The 20,008-nt window shown below is 42.7% G+C and carries 22 protein-coding genes; 3 read left to right on the top strand and 19 right to left on the bottom strand.

The genetic code is table 11. The annotated features are described in order from the left end of the window. Positions 1-6: 6 nt before the first annotated feature. The 10 genes from rd to AAC978_RS11495 all read right to left on the bottom strand — a co-directional run bounded on the left by rd (position 7) and on the right by AAC978_RS11495 (position 9,745). The gene (rd, locus tag AAC978_RS11540) at positions 7-171 is read right to left on the bottom strand and encodes a rubredoxin (RefSeq protein ID WP_341548196.1); all 165 of its coding nucleotides are present in this window, start codon (positions 169-171) and stop codon (positions 7-9) included. A gap of 99 nt (positions 172-270) precedes the next feature. Further along, positions 271-723, bottom strand: coding sequence for a hypothetical protein (locus AAC978_RS11535; RefSeq protein ID WP_341548195.1), 453 nt, complete (start codon positions 721-723; stop codon positions 271-273). Positions 724-771: 48 nt separating this feature from the next. Next, complete coding sequence (locus tag AAC978_RS11530) at positions 772-1,467, bottom strand: HAD family hydrolase (RefSeq protein WP_341548194.1); 696 nt, start codon at positions 1,465-1,467, stop codon at positions 772-774. 187 nt (positions 1,468-1,654) lie between these two features. Then, positions 1,655-3,808 (bottom strand): L-lactate dehydrogenase (quinone) large subunit LdhH, encoded by a 2,154-nt coding sequence (gene ldhH, locus AAC978_RS11525; RefSeq protein ID WP_341548193.1) that lies wholly within the window; start codon positions 3,806-3,808, stop codon positions 1,655-1,657. Next, the gene (locus AAC978_RS11520) at positions 3,801-4,373 is read right to left on the bottom strand and encodes a LutC/YkgG family protein (protein WP_341548192.1); all 573 of its coding nucleotides are present in this window, start codon (positions 4,371-4,373) and stop codon (positions 3,801-3,803) included. Before AAC978_RS11520 ends, ldhH begins: the two co-directional genes overlap by 8 nt. A gap of 252 nt (positions 4,374-4,625) precedes the next feature. Continuing rightward, the gene (locus tag AAC978_RS11515; RefSeq protein WP_341548191.1) at positions 4,626-5,882 is read right to left on the bottom strand and encodes an NAD(P)-dependent malic enzyme; all 1,257 of its coding nucleotides are present in this window, start codon (positions 5,880-5,882) and stop codon (positions 4,626-4,628) included. Positions 5,883-6,099: 217 nt separating this feature from the next. Then, on the bottom strand, positions 6,100-6,987 hold the full coding sequence (locus AAC978_RS11510; protein WP_341548190.1) for an HpcH/HpaI aldolase/citrate lyase family protein: 888 nt from the start codon (positions 6,985-6,987) through the stop codon (positions 6,100-6,102). A 234-nt stretch (positions 6,988-7,221) separates the two neighbouring features. Beyond that, a complete protein-coding gene (locus tag AAC978_RS11505; protein ID WP_341548189.1) occupies positions 7,222-8,118 on the bottom strand; it encodes a succinate--CoA ligase subunit alpha in 897 nt (298 codons plus the stop codon). Between the two features lie 52 nt (positions 8,119-8,170). After that, on the bottom strand, positions 8,171-8,458 hold the full coding sequence (locus tag AAC978_RS11500; RefSeq protein WP_341548188.1) for a hypothetical protein: 288 nt from the start codon (positions 8,456-8,458) through the stop codon (positions 8,171-8,173). A gap of 9 nt (positions 8,459-8,467) precedes the next feature. After that, positions 8,468-9,745: an ATP-grasp domain-containing protein gene (locus tag AAC978_RS11495; protein ID WP_341548187.1), complete on the bottom strand. Its 1,278-nt coding sequence runs from the start codon at positions 9,743-9,745 to the stop codon at positions 8,468-8,470. Between the two features lie 619 nt (positions 9,746-10,364). Here AAC978_RS11495 and AAC978_RS11490 point away from each other — a divergent pair. After that, entirely contained in the window at positions 10,365-11,123 is a 759-nt protein-coding gene (locus AAC978_RS11490) for a tetratricopeptide repeat protein (RefSeq protein WP_341548186.1), read from the top strand. Between the two features lie 176 nt (positions 11,124-11,299). Beyond that, the gene (locus AAC978_RS11485) at positions 11,300-11,524 is read left to right on the top strand and encodes a hypothetical protein (protein ID WP_341548185.1); all 225 of its coding nucleotides are present in this window, start codon (positions 11,300-11,302) and stop codon (positions 11,522-11,524) included. Here the strand turns inward: AAC978_RS11485 and AAC978_RS11480 are convergent. The 4 genes from AAC978_RS11480 to AAC978_RS11465 all read right to left on the bottom strand — a co-directional run bounded on the left by AAC978_RS11480 (position 11,514) and on the right by AAC978_RS11465 (position 15,279). Next, the gene (locus AAC978_RS11480) at positions 11,514-11,975 is read right to left on the bottom strand and encodes an N-acetyltransferase (RefSeq protein WP_341548184.1); all 462 of its coding nucleotides are present in this window, start codon (positions 11,973-11,975) and stop codon (positions 11,514-11,516) included. The genes AAC978_RS11485 and AAC978_RS11480 overlap by 11 nt on opposite strands. A gap of 253 nt (positions 11,976-12,228) precedes the next feature. Then, the gene (locus AAC978_RS11475) at positions 12,229-13,473 is read right to left on the bottom strand and encodes a hypothetical protein (RefSeq protein WP_341548183.1); all 1,245 of its coding nucleotides are present in this window, start codon (positions 13,471-13,473) and stop codon (positions 12,229-12,231) included. A 65-nt stretch (positions 13,474-13,538) separates the two neighbouring features. After that, positions 13,539-14,597: a DmpA family aminopeptidase gene (locus AAC978_RS11470; RefSeq protein ID WP_341548182.1), complete on the bottom strand. Its 1,059-nt coding sequence runs from the start codon at positions 14,595-14,597 to the stop codon at positions 13,539-13,541. Between the two features lie 91 nt (positions 14,598-14,688). Further along, positions 14,689-15,279 carry a TetR/AcrR family transcriptional regulator gene (locus AAC978_RS11465; protein WP_341548181.1) on the bottom strand — a complete coding sequence of 197 codons (591 nt, stop codon included), beginning with the start codon at positions 15,277-15,279 and terminating at the stop codon, positions 14,689-14,691. A gap of 219 nt (positions 15,280-15,498) precedes the next feature. Here AAC978_RS11465 and AAC978_RS11460 point away from each other — a divergent pair, with 219 nt between their 5' ends. Next, complete coding sequence (locus AAC978_RS11460; RefSeq protein ID WP_341548180.1) at positions 15,499-15,984, top strand: HD domain-containing protein; 486 nt, start codon at positions 15,499-15,501, stop codon at positions 15,982-15,984. Positions 15,985-16,025: 41 nt separating this feature from the next. Here the strand turns inward: AAC978_RS11460 and AAC978_RS11455 are convergent, their stop codons facing one another. The 5 genes from AAC978_RS11455 to spoVS all read right to left on the bottom strand — a co-directional run bounded on the left by AAC978_RS11455 (position 16,026) and on the right by spoVS (position 19,834). Beyond that, complete coding sequence (locus tag AAC978_RS11455) at positions 16,026-16,334, bottom strand: translation initiation factor 2 (protein ID WP_341548179.1); 309 nt, start codon at positions 16,332-16,334, stop codon at positions 16,026-16,028. Positions 16,335-16,394: 60 nt separating this feature from the next. Next, positions 16,395-17,567 carry an aminotransferase class I/II-fold pyridoxal phosphate-dependent enzyme gene (locus AAC978_RS11450; protein ID WP_341548178.1) on the bottom strand — a complete coding sequence of 391 codons (1,173 nt, stop codon included), beginning with the start codon at positions 17,565-17,567 and terminating at the stop codon, positions 16,395-16,397. 63 nt (positions 17,568-17,630) lie between these two features. Next, positions 17,631-18,482, bottom strand: a complete 852-nt coding sequence (locus tag AAC978_RS11445; protein WP_341548177.1) for a PHP domain-containing protein — start codon at positions 18,480-18,482, stop codon at positions 17,631-17,633. 36 nt (positions 18,483-18,518) lie between these two features. After that, complete coding sequence (locus AAC978_RS11440) at positions 18,519-19,469, bottom strand: dipeptidase (RefSeq protein WP_341548176.1); 951 nt, start codon at positions 19,467-19,469, stop codon at positions 18,519-18,521. A 104-nt stretch (positions 19,470-19,573) separates the two neighbouring features. Further along, the gene (gene spoVS / locus AAC978_RS11435) at positions 19,574-19,834 is read right to left on the bottom strand and encodes a stage V sporulation protein SpoVS (RefSeq protein WP_006715678.1); all 261 of its coding nucleotides are present in this window, start codon (positions 19,832-19,834) and stop codon (positions 19,574-19,576) included. Between the last annotated feature and the right edge of the window lie 174 nt (positions 19,835-20,008).

Here is a 20,008-nt window from a genome sequence, read left to right as displayed (position 1 = left end):
TATGTACTATTCTTCGACGACTTCAAACTGGTCCTTGCTTACTCCGCAAGTTGGGCAAACCCAATCCTCTGGGATATCTTCGAAAGCAGTGCCTGGTGCAACACCGGAATCAGGATCCCCTACTGCTGGATCATATTCATACTGACAGATAGTGCATACATACTTTTTCATATTATTCATCCCTTCTCATTTAATTCATGGCATAGACCTTTAATAGATTGCTTTTTTATTATGTCCATTTTCTATTTTATCATCTCAAATATTGGTTGCCTAGATAGAGTTTCCATAAAAAGAAATCCCGTAACGATTCCACATGTACTTGCGAAAATTCTCGGTACACTGGCAAGGAAATTCGTGCTCACAAAAACCTACCTCTAGCTTACCTAAGAGATGGTGATAGAGAATATGAACATTGATATAAACATGCTCAGCTAGCCTGCGCACCTTTAGATATTGCTTTAAAGCAAGAAAAAAGCCTACAAGCAAGAGAATACTCAACAAGGAGGAGACCTCGACCACTGGAGTAAACATCACACTCCCTAGACAAAAAAAACCTAGGGAAATCACCGCCATTACCCAAGCCACTTCCCGATGTCTAGCACTTTGTAGTTCTCGATATCGACTTAAAAACTCCTGAAGCAATCCTCGCAAATGGCTCGGTACACTATGTGATTCAACAGGATTCCAGCTATTGCTGGATACTTGTTGTACAAAAACTCCCATGATGTATTCCCTCTCCTTCATGAAATACTCGAAGGTGTAATTTCATGGTTAAAGATTTCTCGCAATGATGCGCTGTGCTAATTCAGCAATATCCCCCGTGTATGTTGTTTGGATCCCTTCCGTGGTATCCCCCACATAGAAGGTTTTCATGCCGATGTCTTGGGCTACTAAATCCTCTACTGGATGGTTACCTACCATTAAGCATTCGCTTGGGTCCAGCTCAAGATTCTCAGCTAGCTCCCTATAGAATCCAATGTGAGGTTTGCAAAAATGAAAGGACTCTATGGAAGGAACAACCTGAAACATCTGCGGAGTTAAACCTGCCCAACGAATCCGCTCTTCGATGGCAATCAGTGGCATCACCGGATTAGCAGCAATAGCGACCTTATATCCTCCCTCTAGAGCATTCGTCACAGCTTCCTTCCCATGCTGATTAACCTTAACTAAATAACTTAACGCCGGAAAATCAGTTGCATAAAAAGCCTCGAATATGGGCCATAAAGCGTTATAGGTTAGACCTGTCCCTTTCGTAAAATCGGCAATGAACACTTGCAAGTTAGTCTTTCCCTCTTGGGGTTGTTTAATCATAACCTCAGTGGAACGGTTGAGCTGCTTAACAAATTTCTCTGGGGAAAGAAGACTCTTAAAACGAGGAGCTAAAAGCCCCACGTAATTCTTCATGAATTCCTCTTGGTTCATCAGAGTCAAGGTCCCGTCTAAGTCAAAAAGAATGGCTTTAATCATAGTTCCTCCTAGGTCGCCTTAGGTCATGAGGGAACGGTTGCCTTGGCACAACTTCGTCCCCGTATTTTTGTATATATATTTTACCACAAAAACAGAGATACAAGGAAATATTTCTAGTAAAATGATCGAAAAGCACTGCCTTGAAGCAATGCTTTTCTTCTCATAAAAATTGACAACTTAGAATTGATTATTTTTTGTTTTGGCGCTTTTCCAATAGCAATTGCGCCGTATGCATTACCTTCACATTCAGATCGGTTTGATCCAATCCACCGGAAATTTGCATGAGACATCCCGGGCAATCTACAGCTACAACTTCTGCCCCTGTGGCATCAATATTGCGAAGCTTTCTCTCCAAAATTGGTCCGGACATTTCAGGGAATTTAATGGAATATGATCCTGCAAAGCCACAACAGCGATCTGACTCATTCATCTCCACAACTTCAACGCCTTTTATATTCGCGAGGATATTGCGTGGTTCTTGAATAACATTCATCTTCCGTCTTAAGTGACAGGAGTCATGATAGGTGACTTTCAAAGGAACACCGTCTCCATCCTCTTCCAGACCGCCTAAGACCGTCAGAAGCTTTGAGAAGTCCATAGATTTCTTACTGAGCTCTTCGGCACGCTTAAGCATGACCGGATCATCAGCAAGCAGCTCTTTAAAGCTATCTATAAGTGCATGAGTACAGGTCGGGCACGCTGATACCACATAATCTACACTTTCAGCATTCATCGCTTCAATATTCATGACAGCCAATTTCCGAGCATTCTTGCGATCACCCATATAGGTTGCGGGTGCCCCACAACAAGATTGTCCTTCAGGGAAAATGACTTTATACCCTTTTTCATTTAATACCTTAACGACCCCTTCACCGATTTTCGGATAGACAAAGTCGATAAGACAACCGCCGAAGAAAGCGATGGTACCTTGGGGATTCTTAATATCTTGATCAATTTTCTTAATTACATCTCGGAAGGGTACGTCAGCGACAGTCGGCAAGCTGCGCTTATCGGTCAAGCCCGATAAGAAGAAGGGTAAGTGGCGAATCATCGGCTGACCCTTAGAAATGGGCAATTGAGCTTTCGAAGCAACCCGCAGAAGGGAATGGAATAATCGACGGTTGGATACAACATCCAAAATAAACTTCGGCATAACTGCCATACCCTTTTGATCACCGATCCGATTCCGAATCTCTAGAATCATACCAGGAATATCCAGCTTACCGGCACAGACTTCGGTACATTTACCGCATTGGAGGCAGAGATTCTGAGGATTTTCGGCATCCTTTTCAGAGTTAAGGAATGCAGTCAAAATAGTACCTATGCCGCCGGTATAAATATGGCCGTAAACATGTCCGCCAACAAGTTGGAAAGCCGGGCACACATTTAAACATGCCGCGCAGCGAATGCATTGGAAGGTCTGCTTAAACTGTTCATCGGCATACATTTTGCGACGTCCATTATCCATCAAGATGATATGGAATTCCTTGTCTTGAACGGACCCGTCCGCATAATAGGTTGGATTAGGGCCTGTAATCATAGTGACGTAGCTGGTCAGCTGTTGAGCTGTGCCATTACGGGGCAAGGTCTGTAAAATATAGCCGGCATCTTCGAATTTAGGAACAAATTTCTCAAGTCCCACTAGGAAAACATGAACCCGCGGCATCGTCGAGGTTAAACGTGCATTTCCCTCATTCGTCACCATCATGAGAGTTCCCGTCTCAGCAACTGCGATATTAGATCCAGAAATGCCCATATCAGCTTCCATGAATTTCTTGCGCATTTCGGCCCGAGCGGTCTTGACTAGCTTGGTGATATCAGGATCATTATGATAGCTAAGGTTATCATTAAATGTATCAGCCACTTGCTCTTTAGTCATATGGATGGCGGGCATCACCATATGGGAAGGTTTCTGTCCTGCTAATTGAATAATCCATTCACCCAAGTCAGTTTCTTGAACGTCAAAACCTTCACTGATCAAGGCATCATTTAGGTGAATCTCTTCCGAGGCCATGGACTTGGACTTAACAATGTTTTTAACCTGCTGCTGTTTCGCTAGTTCGATGATATATTTTTTGGCATCATCTCCGGTTTCAGCATGGAAAACTTTCGCACCTCTTGCCGTTGCTGCCTTCTCAAATTGATCTATCATCTCATCTAGATGCTCAGCAGCATAGGATTTAACCTCAACCACTTTTTCACGAAGTTTCTCAAAGTCATAGCCTTGGTAGGCTTGCTCGCGATTCTTACCATAAACATCACCAAAACGACCTAATGCTCCACGGAGAATGGGATTCTCCAAGGCATCTTCAACTTTCTTTTTAAAATTCGCATCAGCCATTGACTGCACCCTCCCCTGCTTGTTCATCTACAAATACTGCCACAAGTTGTTCCGGACCATGAACACCAATCGTTAAAACGCGTTCGATGTCTGAAGTACGGCTCGGACCGGTGATAAAGCCAACATAGCCTGGAATTCTAGGCTCCTTATGAATTGTCGCCAATGCCGTCATGATATCCGGCAACAGTGTTGACGTTTGAACAAGAGCGATATGTAACGGTGTAAAAGATGAGCAAAGCCGCTCATTCACATCCTCAGCATATTGGATTAAAGTCCCCAATTCAGAAATAGCCCATTTCATTTCCGTAATTCCGGCTCCTACTGTCGGAGTCACTTCTTGATAGCGATCTGTGTATACAGTTATACCCTGGTCAGTTAGACTTCTATCCAAATTCATAGCACCGACCATCGGTGACTTAACCATCGCTACCGTCCCAATTCCTTTATCCTTGAGTATTTTAGCAATAAGTGCTTCCGCCTCCGCTAGCGTTTGGGTTCGATAACACTCGCCAGACACGGCTTGAAGCTTTGTCTGAAAACGCTCATATAAGCTTAATTCTTCCATTTTATACACCCCTTCTTCATTTCTCTCTCTTTGCCCAGCTGTCTTGTATCTATTATATTAATTTGGTCAGGCCACCATGCCAATATGTTACTTCAAAATACAGAAAATTTCAATGACTTTCTAAAAATTTTAATATATTTCGTCATATGAATTATCTCCTATGCCATAAATAAAAAACACGAAGAGATGGACAGCGCCCATTTCTTCGTGTTTCGTTATAGTATTATGGGTAATTATTGAGAGAACCAGAGATTATTTGTATTGATTAGCTAATCTCTTTTTCAGATTATCAGCTACTTCTTGAGGATCCATAGGACGTCTTGCGATTCCGGAATCCATAGCTGCTTTAGCTACTGCTGCAGCAACTGCGGGAGCAACTTCAGGGTTGAAAGTACTAGGAATAATGTACTCTGCACTGAGTTCTTCATCAGTAACAATATTAGCAATGGCATAAGCTGCTGCTACTTTCATAGCGTCGTTGATGTCAGTTGCACGAACATCGATAGCACCACGGAACATTCCAGGGAAGGCCAGAACGTTGTTGATTTGGTTATGGACGTCAGAACGGCCTGTGGAGATGACTTTAGCACCTGCGTCAATAGCTCTTTGGATAGGCCAGATTTCAGGAATTGGGTTAGCTTGGCAGAAGCAGATGGGATCTTTAGCCATGGAGCGGATCATATCTTCATTAAGCACATCAGGAGCAGAAATTCCGATGAAGACATCGGCACCTACTAAAGCGCCCGCCAGATCTCCACTATACTTTTCTGGGTTAGTTGCTTTAGCGATTTCTTCCTTCCAAGGGTTCATACCAGCTGTACGTCCATCATAAATGGCACCCTTGGTATCGCACATAATAACATTTTTTAAGCCCATGCTCATGAGAAGTTTGATGATAGCGATACCGGCTGCTCCGGCACCGTTAGCAACGACTTTAACGTCTTCGATCTTCTTGCCGACTACTTTTAAAGCATTAACCAGACCAGCTAAGGTTACAACTGCAGTTCCGTGTTGGTCGTCATGGAAAATTGGGCCTTTGAAGATGCCGCGAGCTTTAAGTTTTTCTTCGATTTCAAAGCACTCAGGTGCTTTGATATCTTCTAAGTTAACGCCACCAAAAGTAGGGGAAGTTAACTCAACAATTTCAACGATTTTATCGACATCGTGGGTGTTAACGCAAAGAGGGAAAGCGTCTACATCGCCAAAAGCTTTGAAGAGAAGTGACTTACCTTCCATAACCGGCATAGCTGCTGCAGGACCAAGGTTACCAAGGCCTAGGATAGCAGTACCATCGGAAACGATACTAACGTAGTTGGCATGATTGGTGTAAATATCAAGGTTTTCAATATCAGCACCAATTTCTTTAACAGGCTCTGCTACACCAGGAGAATAAGCAAGAGTAAGATCGTCACGATCATTAGTCGGTACGGTAACTCTAACTTCGAGTTTACCAGGCTTTACTTTATGAAATTCTAAAGCTTCTTCGCGAAGATTCTTAATACGTGTCATTTAGACATCCCCTCTCATGATTAAAACTAATGGATAGTATGTGATTCAGCCAAATAATTTATGAGCATTACGCAAGCTAAAAGCATCACGCAGCTATAAGCATTTCATTGTGTGTAAAAAATGAAACGTTGTTTCGCAAATTTTTAATAATGCGGTCGCTTCATGAAGAAGCGACCCGCAAATGATAATTCTAAGTAGGAATTAGCAATATTGCTAATTATTTACCAGCATTCTTAGCATCGATTTCAGCTTGAGCAGCTAAGATATCTTGTGCATTAAGATATACAGGGGTGTCTACCATTTTTCCGTTCAAGGAAACGGCAGCCTTACCTTTAGCAAGACCTTCTTCTTCGAAGACTTTAACAACATCTTTTGCCCATTGAACATCAGCCGGATCTGGAGCATAAAGGGTGTTGGAAGGTTCAACTTGTCCTGGATGAATGATCATACGACCTTCATAACCCATTTGTTTACCATCAGCAACATTCTTTTCGAAACCAGGGATATCTTTGAAATCAACGAAAGGAGCGTCAATAGCAACGATTCCAGCTGTGCGGCAAGCTACAGCAACTTTAGCGCGAGCGTATTGTTGCTCAACAGCTGCAGAGGTAAGTTTAACACGCATATCACGGCAATAGTCAACTGCACCAAAGATAGCATTAACATTACGTTTGCTAGCTAGGCAGCATTCTCCAGCATTTTGAACACCTTTAGCAGTTTCAAGAAGCATGGAAATCTTAACAGTTCCAACAGGAATGCCACGACGCATTTCTAATTCTTCTAGTTTCCAGTCTAGACGTTGTACGTCAGCTGCACAACCTGTTTTAGCTAAGGTTACTCCGTCTAAGCCAGGCCAAACGATAGCTTCTAAGTCATCATTGGTCATGCCGGTTTCCCAGTTGTTGATACGAACAAAAACTTGAGCTCCGCCTTCACGACCTCTGTGAAGATTTTCCTTGATCATAACACGGGTAGCTTCTTTCTCAGAAGGTGGTATAGCATCTTCGAGGTCAAAGGTGATGATGTCAGCAGGAATTGAGGCAATCTTGTCGATGAATTTTGGATTGTTTCCAGGAATGTACATAATAGATCTCATAACAGCCATGGATATATACCCCCTAAAAATTTAATAATATTTCTAAGGACATGAAGTCCCTAGTTGCAATGTTAATATGGCTCCATACTATGTTAGCTATTCGACAGCTGACCGATACTTAATTGATAGTCAATCTAGTAGCGCTAAGTAACCGAAAAACCAGCCATGTGGTGTAACTTTCCCGCTCAGATAAGCATTCCCCATCTGAGCGGGAAAGTATCATTTAATTAGGATGATCAATTATTATTTGCCTAACTTTTCCTTAAGAATAATAGGAATATCAGTCGGCCTTTCAGCAACGAAACCACCCGCTTGTGTGATAGCTTCCATCTTACTCTTGGCCGAACCACGTCCGCGCTCAACAATATTGGAAGCATGGGAGAATCGTTGTCCTTCCGGTGCCCAAGCACCAGCTACATAGATTACGAAAGGCTTGGTGAATTTACCTGCTGCAATAACCTCTGCGCATTCTTCTTCCTGTGAACCGCCGATTTCTGCATAAACGGCAACGCCTGCAGTATCGGGATCCTCTTCAAAGAACGGTAAAAGATCAGCCATGGAAGTACCCAAAACAGGCTCAGTTCCAGTATGAACAACCGTACTGACCCCAAAGCCACCCTCACGCAGTACCCAAGGAATAGTCCCTGATTGACCGCCGCTGCGGGAGAATACTCCGATGTTACCTTTTTGGAAAAATTTATTAGCCCACTCCACGTTTCCGCCGAGCCATCCGACAACAGCTTCTCCGGGTGTGAGAATACCAATGGATCCAGGTCCGATCAATCTCGAACCCTTGAGATTAGCATAAGCAATCATATCCATAATATCATGGATAGGCGTGCCTTCGACGCAAGGAATAATATTTTTAACTCCTGCATCAGCTGCTTCCATAACAGCGGTTTTTAAACCACTGCCCGGTACGAAAATAACGCTAAAATCTATTTCACCTTGTTCCCGAACAATTTCCTTTACGGTATTGAAAACGGGAACACCATGGATCTCTTGTCCTGATTTACCAGGACTAGTTCCACCAATTAGCTTCGTACCATATTCTTTCATATACTTTGTCCGCATAGAACCTTCCCGACCGGTGATTCCTTGGACAATTACTTTGGTCTCTCTATTGATCAAAATGCCCATTCTTATCCCTCATTTAACAAATTGCTAATTTTTATCCCAATCGATTTAGAAATTAAGCGCGTTTGGCGAGGTATTCATCGAGTCCAGCTACTGGAACTTCGATTGTGATAGCATCATTACCATGGAATTTGCAAGCAAATTCGCAGGAAAGGCACTCTGTACCAAGGCGTAAAATTTCTTCCTCTGTACGATGAGCAACCGATGCTCTACCTTTATCATCTATTCCAAGCAAACCTCTGGCATATTTTTTGCACGCGTCTGCACATGCTTTTGTTTCGCATGTATCACACTTGCTGGTATCGATTGTGATCTTGCAACTTTTTTCGGCGAATTCCAGCACGTTATTTCCCTACTTTCCTTGAGCTTCTTTCTCAGCTCTGTATTCCTTGCTTAGAGCCAAGAGTCTTTCACCAATGAACTTCGTGTCGGTAACATATTGTTTACCATAAATCTCGATTCTCTTACCAGGACCATCAGCAGTCATAAGATCAGCAAGTCCGGTACGAAGAATTTCTAGAGATTCGTCTTCCCTATTTCCACAGAGTAGGAGAACGCAGGGTAATCCATGCTTCTGGGTTGGAAGAATTTCACGAAGAACTTTTACGATAGCATGAGCATGATGCCATTGCTCCTGATTGGCCATCATGAAGCCACCAAGGAGATAACCATCTATATTCGGTTGAGAAAGTACTGATTTTGCAACACGGTAGATCTTTGATGCAACAGGGTTTCCGCTTGTATCTGCATAGTTAGCAGGTTTTAAGCCAACTTGATTGAGTGCGTCAAGTCCCATCATAGCTGAACCACCACCGATTGGGTGATAGCCGATATGGCCTGGGCTCACTTCATCATAACCCATGTTCATCAAGAAGCCTGTACCACGAGCATCGGTCTCTTCAATACTCCAACCGATATAGTCGAGCTCAGTAGGCTCTCCTGGTAGATCGCGAGCGATATCAAAACCGAACTCTGGGTGACGACCAACTGAACTGTTATCGATTTCCATCTTACAGTCAGCACAGATAAGATCACCCTTACCTGTCATAATAAAAGGATTAATTTCCAGGGTCATGCAATCATATTTCTTGTACGTTTGGGAAAGTTTCGTCAAAAATTTGGCAAACTTGCTTAAGTCTTCAGGAGCAACTCCGGCTTTAGCGGCTAAATCCACTGCATCATAAGATTGCAATCCATAAAGAGGATCAACATTGATCTTAAGAAGCTTATCTTCGGGAACACTTTCGATATCCATTCCGCCCTCAAGACTGAACATCAGCATTGGCGAACGAGCTTCTCTTGCACCATTGACGACAAAGGAGCAATAGAACTCTTTTTTGATATCGAGCTTTTCTTCCACAAGAACTTTACGCACCGGTAGGCCATTCACTGTCTTAGAGAGAATCTCTGCAGCAACAACTGCTGCTTCTTCAGGGGTGTTAACAAGTTTAACAATCCCTGCTTTACCACGACCACCCGCTTGTACCTGGCCTTTTACAGCTACAGGTCCGCCAATCCACTCGGCGATTTCCTTAGCTTCTTCGGGGGTCGATGCCGGACGACCCTTAGGTACCGGCATTCCTGCTTTTGCAAGCCAATCTTTACCTTGATACTCTAGAAATCTTGCCATGCATAAATCCCTTCCATAATGTTATTTCTTTACCCAGAGACACCTATGAACACTTGAGAAGTCTCTCACCCTCCCTTGACTCTAACTTAAATCTTCGATTTAGTGTGAGCTAAATGGATAGGTTTAATACAAAGGAGTTGTTTTTGTTTCGTATTGCGAAACGTAGTTTCATTTTCCTTTGTACAGTATTATTATCTCTGGAATTAAGGATTTAGTCAACCCCAAAAATACGCAAATTTGATAAAATAATATATTTTGAATATTCCGTAAAGTATTGTCTGTCTATATAGCTTTTTATCATTAGCCAAGATGTATACTGTGCAGTTTTATAGTCATTTCTTACAAATACTAAAACATGGTTTTATCTTTTAAAACACTAAGTATAGTATTCTCTATCCAAAACCAAACTCCTGCTAATTAAAAAAATTAATTATACCGCCTGAAGGTCAGACCAATAAAAGAGCGCCTTAGCCCTTTGACTTCATTCGATTCCCTTCGTATTTCATCAACATTCCATTATCTACCATGATATATGCGATAGCTTAAATTATTAGAATCATAATATAGGAATTGTCTTCATATAATTTTCCAGGATTTATTCATAATGCTGGAGGTTAGCATGAGTCAAGTGAAATATGATTTACAAGTACTTTATGTTTATAAACTCTATTATTTTTTCTCCATATTCATCTTTTTTATTCTGACGGGTTTATTTTTATGGTGGAGATTTGGTCCTTTACTTGGAGTCTGTTCTTTGCTGATCGGGTTTTGCATAGCCTATCTATTAATGATGCGCAAACGAAGCTTTCCGCCACCCGATAAAAAAAGCACCGCCCAGAAAATGGCGAAGGAAATCACTCAGGGTTCAACACCCCTTGCAATTTCCCATTTTGCTAGTCAGCTATATTTTTATTTTCGTGAAACGAGACAGGCCATTGCCCTATTAGAAAAGTATCAAAATACAAATGATCCCCTTCTGTGTGCAACCCTTGCCGATCTTCTCTTAAGAGAAGATCGACCAAAACATGCCCTTAACATCATCCAGAAAAACCCGAATTTCTATAAAGAGCCTCTTTTACTGATAATTCATGGCCATATTTTGCAGCATATGAATAAATGGCAGGAAGCAATTGATATTTATGAGCAAAGCCTTGATTTAGCACAAAAAACGGGTTTTCCCCATAATGGTACTGATAAGCTTACCCAATTTCTTTTATCACTGAGCTATACAGCTACCCTCCACCATTCACTTGGCGATTGTTATGTAGTCGTACGCGATTATCCGAAGGCGAATAAACACTACATATTAGGAAATATCCGCTTCTTTGATATTTCCCTCTGGAGAAAACTCAAGTCACCCGTTACTTATGTCGCATAATTTTACACAAATTTCACTTATTTCATCATTCTTTATCTATTTTATCTGGTTACTCTCTCCCTTTTACAACACTTTTCACAACCTAAGTTTTTTATAATAAGGACAACACTGAAATAAGTACAGTTTTTTTAATAAACAACCAGTTGTATCATAAATAATAGCATAGAGGATGGTGAATGGTTATGCTGTCAACTCATGAAGATGCCTTAGAATTAATTCGCGAATTCGAGAATTCTTGTCGCGAGGTTCTGGTTTCCCAAGGTATTTGTGAACAAGATTTGGCCAATGCCTATCTTGATCTCCAGTGGAAATTTCTCCACATGCTCCTTGCCGACAAGGGAACCTTATCACTTTCCTTCAACAGAAACCCCATCCGTAATAAGTCCCATTCTATTGCTTAGACAAATTCAAAATCATGGCATTCTCATCACAATTGGGGAATTTAACACAATGAATACAATCCTTCCATACTTTATGCGGCATATCTTCTTTCTCAATCATGGTAAATCCGCAGCGTTCAAAAAATCCAGGTTGATAGGTTAAAGTGAATACCTTGGGACATCCGATGGTTTGTGCATCCTCAAGCAATGCTTTGACGAGACTACTGCCCAGTCCTTTCCCTTGGTATTCTTCCATGACCGCTAAGGCCCGGATTTCTGATAAATCATCCCAAATGATGTGCAAGGCACCAGTGGCCACAATTCTACCTTGGTCTTCTACGACTAAAAATTCTCTGAGACATTCATAGAATGAATTTCGTGAGCGCGGAAGCATGAGACCTTGATCAGCGAAATGATTGATTAGGGCCATCATCGCTTCAACATCGCTTAATATTGCTCTTCTAACATTCATTGGTTCCCCCCCTTTCTACTGTATGATTATACAATATAATTTATAATTATTAAATAGAATCCTTACTTTTATTGAATTTTTTTAGCAATTAATATTTTTTTCATAGGTTGCTTCAGTGAACAACAAATTTTGCTTTAGGGCATACTATTTTTTGCCTTAGAGCATCTTTTTTTTAAATAGATAGGGTGATTCCATACGATAACTTCGTTAAGAATCACCCTATTTTTTATTTTCGCAACTTATCTCAGCAAACCTATCCATTCCCCGGATAATCCCTGAAAGCACCTTCGCGATTGGGACTGCTGCGGCTGACCAATTCATTAAGCCCTTCTGTTTCCCAATTGCTCGGCAGAGTCCAAATATGATAGCGTTCTGGGTGCTTTAACCAAGATAACCAGAGTCTAAGCTCATCTTCCATTTCTTTGCAGGTGAGCCAATGTATTTTTAGATCCCAGCCATTGTAGGACTTGCTTTTGTCTCCGTATAACAGAGTGCTTATTTCTAAAACGCTGGATAAGAGAACAGCTTGACTGGCATGGAACAAAGGCTTATCTAAGATAGGGCAGACTACGCTAAGCTGACTATTTTCTTCAAAGTAGAACCACTGACCTAAGTCTACCACCCAATTTTCACTCCGGTCACTAGGCAGCCACGGCCATTCCTTTGGTAATCCCCACAAAGCTGATGAAATTCCTCCGCCTTGAGAGAGCCATAAGGATAAGCAGTCTTTGGGTTTAAGCTGCTTTGTTTTTTCCTTCTCCTCCAGTATGCCTAGAATGCGCTGAATGGTTGCGCAAAACTCGCTGTTTAATTCTCCAGATGCATCTACCCAGCCTTGGCAGTAAAGACTCTGAGCTAAATCACCGTTCTTCTCCCACTTTACTTTGGTCACTAAGTCAAATTTCCTACCTTTCTTTTTTATCTCAGCAATCTCAAAATTCCCCCAGATAAAAGAAACAGTTTGATGCTTCAACTCTGATCTGACTCCTCTGTCGACTAGCTTTTCAAAAAAGCCTTTTATTACGGTGAGTTGCTGCTGTGCAACAGGATTCAATTCTTGCCTCCACTTGAGCCAATTAGGCCTCTTTTCCCCTATGGCAATTCTTTTTTGATTTCCAAGGGTCCCATCAGGAATTAAGTAGAGGCTAGGAGATATGCGCTCCCTCCAGTACACCGCTTTGACATTGATTAAGCCTCCAATCTTCGATAAAGCATGCAGAAAGAATGGAGAATAATCCGGAGCTACAAAATATATGACCGTTCGTGCTCCATTGCTCAAACGGTTAGCCCAAAGCATACCTGCTAATAATAAATCCTCTTCCTTTGGCAGAGTTTCGCTTGCTATGATTCCTACCCGCAAAGCGGTCTCTCCCCCGAAAAAATAGTGAAATTGTGGAGAAAGACGCAAATCCTTTTTTCTTTCTTTGGAACATTCCTGCCAATTTTGGGTAATAAAAATATCCGGATGCTGCTCCCAGATTTCTAGCCAATTACTCACAATGATCCTCCCTTAATTTTTGTCACATTACATATTTACGCACAGAGTAGGGACATCATGACATCTTAAAGAAAAAAGGGCTCTACCCAGCTCAATATCTCTGCAACAGGAAGAGCTTTTCGGACATGTCCGTCTCGACCATCCATGGTGGTAGCAAAAAACATAGAATTCCAAATGCTTTCAGCTGTGAGTTCAACAACTGCTTTAATGAGAGAATCCATCTCCCAATCATCGAGAAATTTCTCCTGAGATAAACCATTGGTATTAACCATGAGGCAGAATTCCCCACTCCCCGTTCGTGATATTCCTCCGGTTCTACCTACCCCCATCGCCGCCCTTGTTGCCAATCTATTGAGTTGCCAACGGCTGAGAGGTGCATCGGTTATACCTACGAGTATCAGGGAACCGGGAACGTCACCACCGGTGCTAATCTTTAGTTTTATTCCTACCGGGACCCCATTGAGCAAGAAATCCTCTAATCTCCCATAATTAGTTAGAGCCAACATCCCTATTAAGTAAGGCCTCCCTTGTATGGAGACCTTACGGGAGGCACTCCCAATTCCTCCCTTGAGTTGATATAAGGACATCCCAACACCAGCCCCGATATTTCCCTGCAGCATTAGATCATTTGTCGCTCGATTAAGGGCTAGGATTGCATCCCAAGGCTTCACATGGCGACCGCGTATATCATTAAGGTAAGAATCATCACATTCAAAGACAACCAAATTTGGAGTGCGAGCATCGTTACCAATTTCCGGATTTTCCTTTAATAGATAACTCAACATGCCTTGTGCAGCATCATTGACGCTTAAGGTATTAGTCAAAAGTATCGGTGAATTGAGAACTCCTGTTTCTTGAATGTAGGGTACGCCAAGAGACTTGCCAAAGCCGTTCATCACGTGAATCCCCGCCCAGCAGGGTTGACGATATAGATTACCCGGATGAGGGCGAATGGCTGTAACTCCCGTGCGGACGGGACCCTTTCCCGGAATTAATGGACCCGAGCCTTTGATGAGAGAAACGTGGCCGACTAGAACCCCAGGAACATCTGTAATATCGTTTTTGGGACCCGGAGGTAATTCACCCATCCACAGCCCATAAGACCGCGCACTTTTTCTCTGCATTTTATCCCCCCTTGACACTTTATGTAGATCAAGGGAGGAATTAGAACATGAGACAATTGTTTAGAAATATCGCGTTATACAATCTACCCTATTACCTTATACAATCTACCCTATGACTTCGTTCGTTAAGTCCTTCAAAGAAAAGCTGGAGTATATCCTCTATCTCCCTTACTAAATTGCCTTCACCACTCACATACCAATGTAAAAAATGCTGAAGCACCATTCCTTCTAAACTTTCCGCTAAAAAAACAGGATCATACTTCTTGCTTATTTCACCGATGCGTTGTCCGTGGCTTAAAATCCCGATAATTCCATAGTGTAGTCCCTTGTCTAGCTCAGCTTCTTCTCTACTCTTCACCGCAACCCAAGCCATCTCCCGTTCCTCCACCATAAATTCAGCCCAGTTTTTTAGTACATGGTCTAATCTTTCCGTAAGTGAATATCCGGCTTCACGGCCCGTAACAATCAATTCCTGATATTTTTCTCGCGAATATTCTAAAACAACAGCTTCTTTGGTTTGAAAATAATTATAAAAGGTACCTTTCCCCACATCGGCTAACTGGGTAATTTCCTCCACCGAGGTCTTTACATATCCCTGCTTATGAAACAGCTCAATTGCACAATGATAGAGTCGATCGTAGGTCTCTTGTTTTTTACGCTCACGACGTGACAATTCGGACATAATATGCCCTCCCATCAGCAATCCAATTTATAGCTCCTTATTGCTAATTCGCCATATTCCATATTTTCCCTTCTCTATTCGATGGACTTCCGTACTATTTTTTGGATGGTCTTTTTTATAGAATGGTCGATTGAATTGCCAAATCTTCGTCATTCGTTATACAATAGTGTGGTATAAAACTACACTTCAAATAAGATAATGTACTACTAGGGGGCCTAAATGCTTTACCGTGTCCGACAGCTTTATTATGCTATCTATCCAAGGATTAAAACCGAGGAACTAGAATGGGCCATGAGCCTTCTTCCCCCATGCTCCCTTCCATTGTTTGAAAGACAATCGCTACCAGAACAACGACATGCCCTAGATGTGGCTTTAGATTTGCATACTTCCGGAATCCAAGTCTCTCATCTTCTGGTAGCTGCCCTCCTTCATGACTGTGGCAAAATCAAACATCCCTTAAAGATGTGGGAAAGGATTGCCATCGTCCTCTTGCAAAAGTTGCCGCAACAGATTCGGGAGCACATAGAATCGTCTCAATCTCCTCTTTCCCTCTCTCTGCGCACAGCTCACGAACATCCCTCTTGGGGGGCAGAGCTGGCCCAAGAATTCGGTTTAGACCCTCATATCATAGAACTCATTCGCGAGCATCATCATCCTCATAGCAAAGAAGGGCGCTTGCTCTACGAGGCTGATAATCGGCATTGAACAAAATAACAGGCACATGAAAAGAGAAGGCTACCTCGCGGTTAAGCCTTCTCTTTATATTCCTCAATTTTTTCCTGTAGCTTGATAATCTCGCGATTTTTAGAAAATATCCATTTGGCAAAGCGTGTATTATCCCTCTGCAAACGAACGTTTTCTTTTTCCAAGCTATGGATAAGAGCTACCTTTTCTCGCTCTACCTTTTCCAATAGATTCATAAGAACTCTGCGGCTGACTCTTAAATGCTCTACACGCTGTTCCAATTCACCTATTCTTTCTTTAGTCGCCTTGAGCTCTTCGCGAAGATTTGTTATCTCTTCATGAATCTCCAAGCCTCTGACCCCCCTAGCCATAGTCTACATATGTATTCTATGCTGAGGTCGGGCTTTTTAACCCTTTGCAAGCAAAGGAAATCATTTTTTCCGAGGGTGAGACAAAAACTCTTGGACCCGTTGAACCGCTTCTCTTAAAACTTCTGGCTCCTGAACCAAGCCAATGCGCACATATCCTTCACCATATTCCCCGAAGGCAACTCCCGGCACCACAATAACCCCTGCTTTTCTCGCTAAATCGAAGGCAAAGCTTCGAGAATCTTGATCTGTCGGTACAGGAGCCCAAATAAACATCGAACCCTGAGGAGAAGGCATAAACCACCCTGCTTGCGCACACCCTTCAACCCAAATATCTCTTCGTTCCTGATAGGCTTGACGGTTATTAATGACATTATCCTGTGAGGCGCTGAGGGCATATGCTCCTGCCTTTAGAACAGGTTCAAATACTCCATAATCAATGTTAGATTTTAATTCGGCCAAAGCATCAATAACTGGGGCATTACCCACCACAAATCCCAGCCTCACTCCCGCTAAATTATAGGTCTTGGAAACCGAATGAAATTCAATCCCGACCTCTTTTGCACCCGCTACTTGCAAAAAGCTTGCTGGCCGATAACCATCAAAAGCTAATTCGGAATATGCCGCATCGTGGCAAACCACAATATCGTGCTTCTTCGCAAAGTCTACGACTTCCTCAAAGAACGATAAAGGTGCTACGGCAGCCGTCGGATTATTTGGGTAATTGAGAAACATTATTTTAGCTTTACGAGCTACTTCAGGCGCAATAGCCGAAAGATCCGGTAAAAAACCATTCTCCTCGCGGAGGGGCAAAGCAATTTTTTCTCCTCCCGCCAAAATACAACCCGCAGTGTAGATGGGATATCCGGGATCAGGTATTAATGCAATATCGCCCGGGTCGCACAAGGCTAAAAAGATATGGGCCAGTCCGTCTTGAGAACCCATCAGAGGAAGAACTTCCTTTTGTGGATCTAAATCTACATCAAAGCGTTTTTTATACCAATGTGCACACTCTGCTCGGAAACTTGCCGTCCCACGAGTAAGGGTGTAGCCATAATTACTGCCATCCAATACTCCTTCGGCTAAGATCTTTTGAATATCTGCTGAAGGTGCCCGGTCAGGACTGCCGATGCTGAGATTGATCAGTTGTTTTCCGTCTTTCTCTAGTTCCTTTTTTAAATCGTCTAACTCCGAAAAAACCGAAGCTCCTAAACTGCTTAAACGGCGCGCTTTCAAAACCAAACCTCCTCAAAACTCATAAAGAATGAAAGTTAGTTACTCAATGGCCGATTCTTCGTCTTAGAGATGATGAGAATAAGCGATTCTACGCAGATCATCAACTACCCCTAGACAGGTTCCCCATCCACCTATCTGAATACCCGGCTTGCGTTCTTCACCGTGAAAATCTGAACCACCGGTCATAAGCAATCCGGATTTCTTTGCTAATTCTCGATATTTCTTCTCATCCTCACGGGAGTGCTCAGAATGACATACCTCTATCCCTTGCAAACCTGCCTCAACCCAACGTGCAACCCCTCGTTCCAAACCGAAAATACCCGGATGTGCTAATACCGAAACCCCTCCGGCTTGACGTACTAGGTCAATCCCCTCTTCCGGGGTAATTTTATAACGAGGTACATAAGCCGGAGCTCCTGCCCCAATATAACGTTCAAAGGCCTCCTTCACACTTCCCACCACCCCTTTGCTCATAAGCACTTGAGCAATATGGGGTCTCCCGATGGATTCGCCTTTGGATACTTTTTCAACTTCGCTTTTTTGGATTGGCAGTCCCAGTTCTCGCAATTTTTCTATGATCGTATTCACACGTTTCGAACGAGCCTCCCGTAGTTCAGAAAGCTTTTCCTGTAAGATCGTTGACATAGGATTCATCTCGTAGCCAAGGATATGAACTTCAATCCCGTTCCAATCTGTGTTGAGCTCGACTCCTTTAACAATATCCACCCCAAAGAGTTGCCCAGCATGAATTGCTTCTTCCCAACCACTCAAGGTATCATGATCCGTTATTCCTATAGCCTTTAAACCCTTCTCTGCAGCACTTTTTACCAACTCTCTTGGTGTTAATAAACCATCTGATGCTGTAGTGTGGCAATGTAAATCCGCTTCTGGGTATCTTAGTTTTACTTCTAGCATGACCTTTACCTCTTTCCCCAAAAAAACCTCACCAGATTATTTTAACACGGTTGACAAAAATCTCATAAAATTTCTATGAGTAATTTTCTCTATTTCAGTTTGGGAAAACCCTGAGTCAGATAAAGCCTGCACTAAAGCATCGTATTTATTTGCTCCCTCAAGTCCTTTGGGCGTGTTTTCTATGCCATCGAAATCAGAACCCAGTCCAACCGCTTCCACCCCCGCTACTTCGGCAATATGTCGGATATGGCGGACAACATCTTGAAGTCCGGCTTCTGCTTCTTGGGTTAAGAATTGCGGATAGAAATTCACTCCAACAATTCCACCTTGTCGAGACAAAGCCTTGAGCTGTTCATCGGTTAAATTGCGCGGGTGAGGACACAAGGCGTAGGCACAGGAATGGGAGGCAAGAACGGGTTGGGAGCTGAGCTCAAGTACATGCCAAAAGCCTGCTTCATTAAGGTGAGACACATCGATAATCATGCCCAGTTCATTCATGCGTAAAATAACATTTTCGCCAAATTGGGTTAAGGAGCTTTGAGTTTTTTCTCCTGCTCCATCGGCTATGGCGTTTCTCTGATTCCAGGTAAGTCCCATGGCCCGTACTCCCAATTCATAAATTATATCGAGGAGAAACAAGCTATTGCCGATAATTTCTCCACCCTCTACGCTCAATAAGCAACCCATCTTTGAGCCTGAGGGAAGGCGATCTAAATCTTCCCTTTGCTTGATCAGAAATACTTTTTCCGAGTTGCTTTGGATAAACCTGTGGGCGGCATGGATTAGTTCTAGGCCTCTCAATGTCCCTCGTTCGGGCTTATACTGACTCTCAATATATGCCGCCAGAAACTGGAGAATAACTTTCCCTTCTTGGGCCCTTTCTAAGTCCCATTGTCCTCCCTCCTGCGGCGAAGTTAAACTCCTCTTGCCATCAAGATAGTCAAGAATACTATCACAATGACCATCTATCACCCAATAACTTTCCAAACTATACCCCTCCTGTAAAACCAGAAACACCTGTCGCCTAAGCAAACAGGTGTCCTGTCTAGAACATTAAAACACTTAAGTGTAACACTTCAACTCAATCTTGCTTACCGAGGTTCTACGATAAGCTTTATTGCCGTTCGCTCTTCTCCGTCAATTTGTATGTCGGTGAAAGCTGGAATACATATAAGATCGACTCCGCTCGGGGCAACAAACCCTCTAGCAATAGCTACTGCTTTCACAGCTTGATTAAGGGCGCCAGCGCCGATGGCTTGTAACTCCGCTCCTCCCCTCTCACGGAGCACACCAGCTAAAGCACCTGCAACAGAATTTGGACTTGATTTTGCTGAGACTTTTAACACATCCATGAACGACAACCTCCTGTTCGATTCACTTACATATATTCCTAATATGTTAGTTGTATTCTCCAGAAGGTGGAAATAATCCTCTTTTTTTCTTGAAGGATTCAGATTCTTTTAAATATTTTTGCGAAGCTAGATATCCCTAAATTTCCCTCTTACTCCTTAACCCGTTGAATTGCT

Source organism: Desulfitobacterium sp. THU1, assembly GCF_038181555.1.
Lineage (GTDB): Bacteria > Bacillota > Desulfitobacteriia > Desulfitobacteriales > Desulfitobacteriaceae > Desulfitobacterium.
This window is presented reverse-complemented; position numbering and strand designations above follow the sequence as displayed.

What these genes read in the sequence shown, in the direction of transcription:
- rd (WP_341548196.1), bottom strand. Translation starts at nt 171, where the DNA reads ATGAAAAAGTATGTATGCACTATCTGTCAGTATGAATATGATCCAGCA.
- AAC978_RS11535 (WP_341548195.1), bottom strand. Translation starts at nt 723, where the DNA reads ATGGGAGTTTTTGTACAACAAGTATCCAGCAATAGCTGGAATCCTGTT.
- AAC978_RS11530 (WP_341548194.1), bottom strand. Translation starts at nt 1,467, where the DNA reads ATGATTAAAGCCATTCTTTTTGACTTAGACGGGACCTTGACTCTGATG.
- ldhH (WP_341548193.1), bottom strand. Translation starts at nt 3,808, where the DNA reads ATGGCTGATGCGAATTTTAAAAAGAAAGTTGAAGATGCCTTGGAGAAT.
- AAC978_RS11520 (WP_341548192.1), bottom strand. Translation starts at nt 4,373, where the DNA reads ATGGAAGAATTAAGCTTATATGAGCGTTTTCAGACAAAGCTTCAAGCC.
- AAC978_RS11515 (WP_341548191.1), bottom strand. Translation starts at nt 5,882, where the DNA reads ATGACACGTATTAAGAATCTTCGCGAAGAAGCTTTAGAATTTCATAAA.
- AAC978_RS11510 (WP_341548190.1), bottom strand. Translation starts at nt 6,987, where the DNA reads ATGGCTGTTATGAGATCTATTATGTACATTCCTGGAAACAATCCAAAA.
- AAC978_RS11505 (WP_341548189.1), bottom strand. Translation starts at nt 8,118, where the DNA reads ATGGGCATTTTGATCAATAGAGAGACCAAAGTAATTGTCCAAGGAATC.
- AAC978_RS11495 (WP_341548187.1), bottom strand. Translation starts at nt 9,745, where the DNA reads ATGGCAAGATTTCTAGAGTATCAAGGTAAAGATTGGCTTGCAAAAGCA.
- AAC978_RS11490 (WP_341548186.1), top strand. Translation starts at nt 10,365, where the DNA reads ATGAGTCAAGTGAAATATGATTTACAAGTACTTTATGTTTATAAACTC.
- AAC978_RS11485 (WP_341548185.1), top strand. Translation starts at nt 11,300, where the DNA reads ATGGTTATGCTGTCAACTCATGAAGATGCCTTAGAATTAATTCGCGAA.
- AAC978_RS11480 (WP_341548184.1), bottom strand. Translation starts at nt 11,975, where the DNA reads ATGAATGTTAGAAGAGCAATATTAAGCGATGTTGAAGCGATGATGGCC.
- AAC978_RS11470 (WP_341548182.1), bottom strand. Translation starts at nt 14,597, where the DNA reads ATGCAGAGAAAAAGTGCGCGGTCTTATGGGCTGTGGATGGGTGAATTA.
- AAC978_RS11465 (WP_341548181.1), bottom strand. Translation starts at nt 15,279, where the DNA reads ATGTCCGAATTGTCACGTCGTGAGCGTAAAAAACAAGAGACCTACGAT.
- AAC978_RS11460 (WP_341548180.1), top strand. Translation starts at nt 15,499, where the DNA reads ATGCTTTACCGTGTCCGACAGCTTTATTATGCTATCTATCCAAGGATT.
- AAC978_RS11455 (WP_341548179.1), bottom strand. Translation starts at nt 16,334, where the DNA reads ATGGCTAGGGGGGTCAGAGGCTTGGAGATTCATGAAGAGATAACAAAT.
- AAC978_RS11445 (WP_341548177.1), bottom strand. Translation starts at nt 18,482, where the DNA reads ATGCTAGAAGTAAAACTAAGATACCCAGAAGCGGATTTACATTGCCAC.
- spoVS (WP_006715678.1), bottom strand. Translation starts at nt 19,834, where the DNA reads ATGGATGTGTTAAAAGTCTCAGCAAAATCAAGTCCAAATTCTGTTGCA.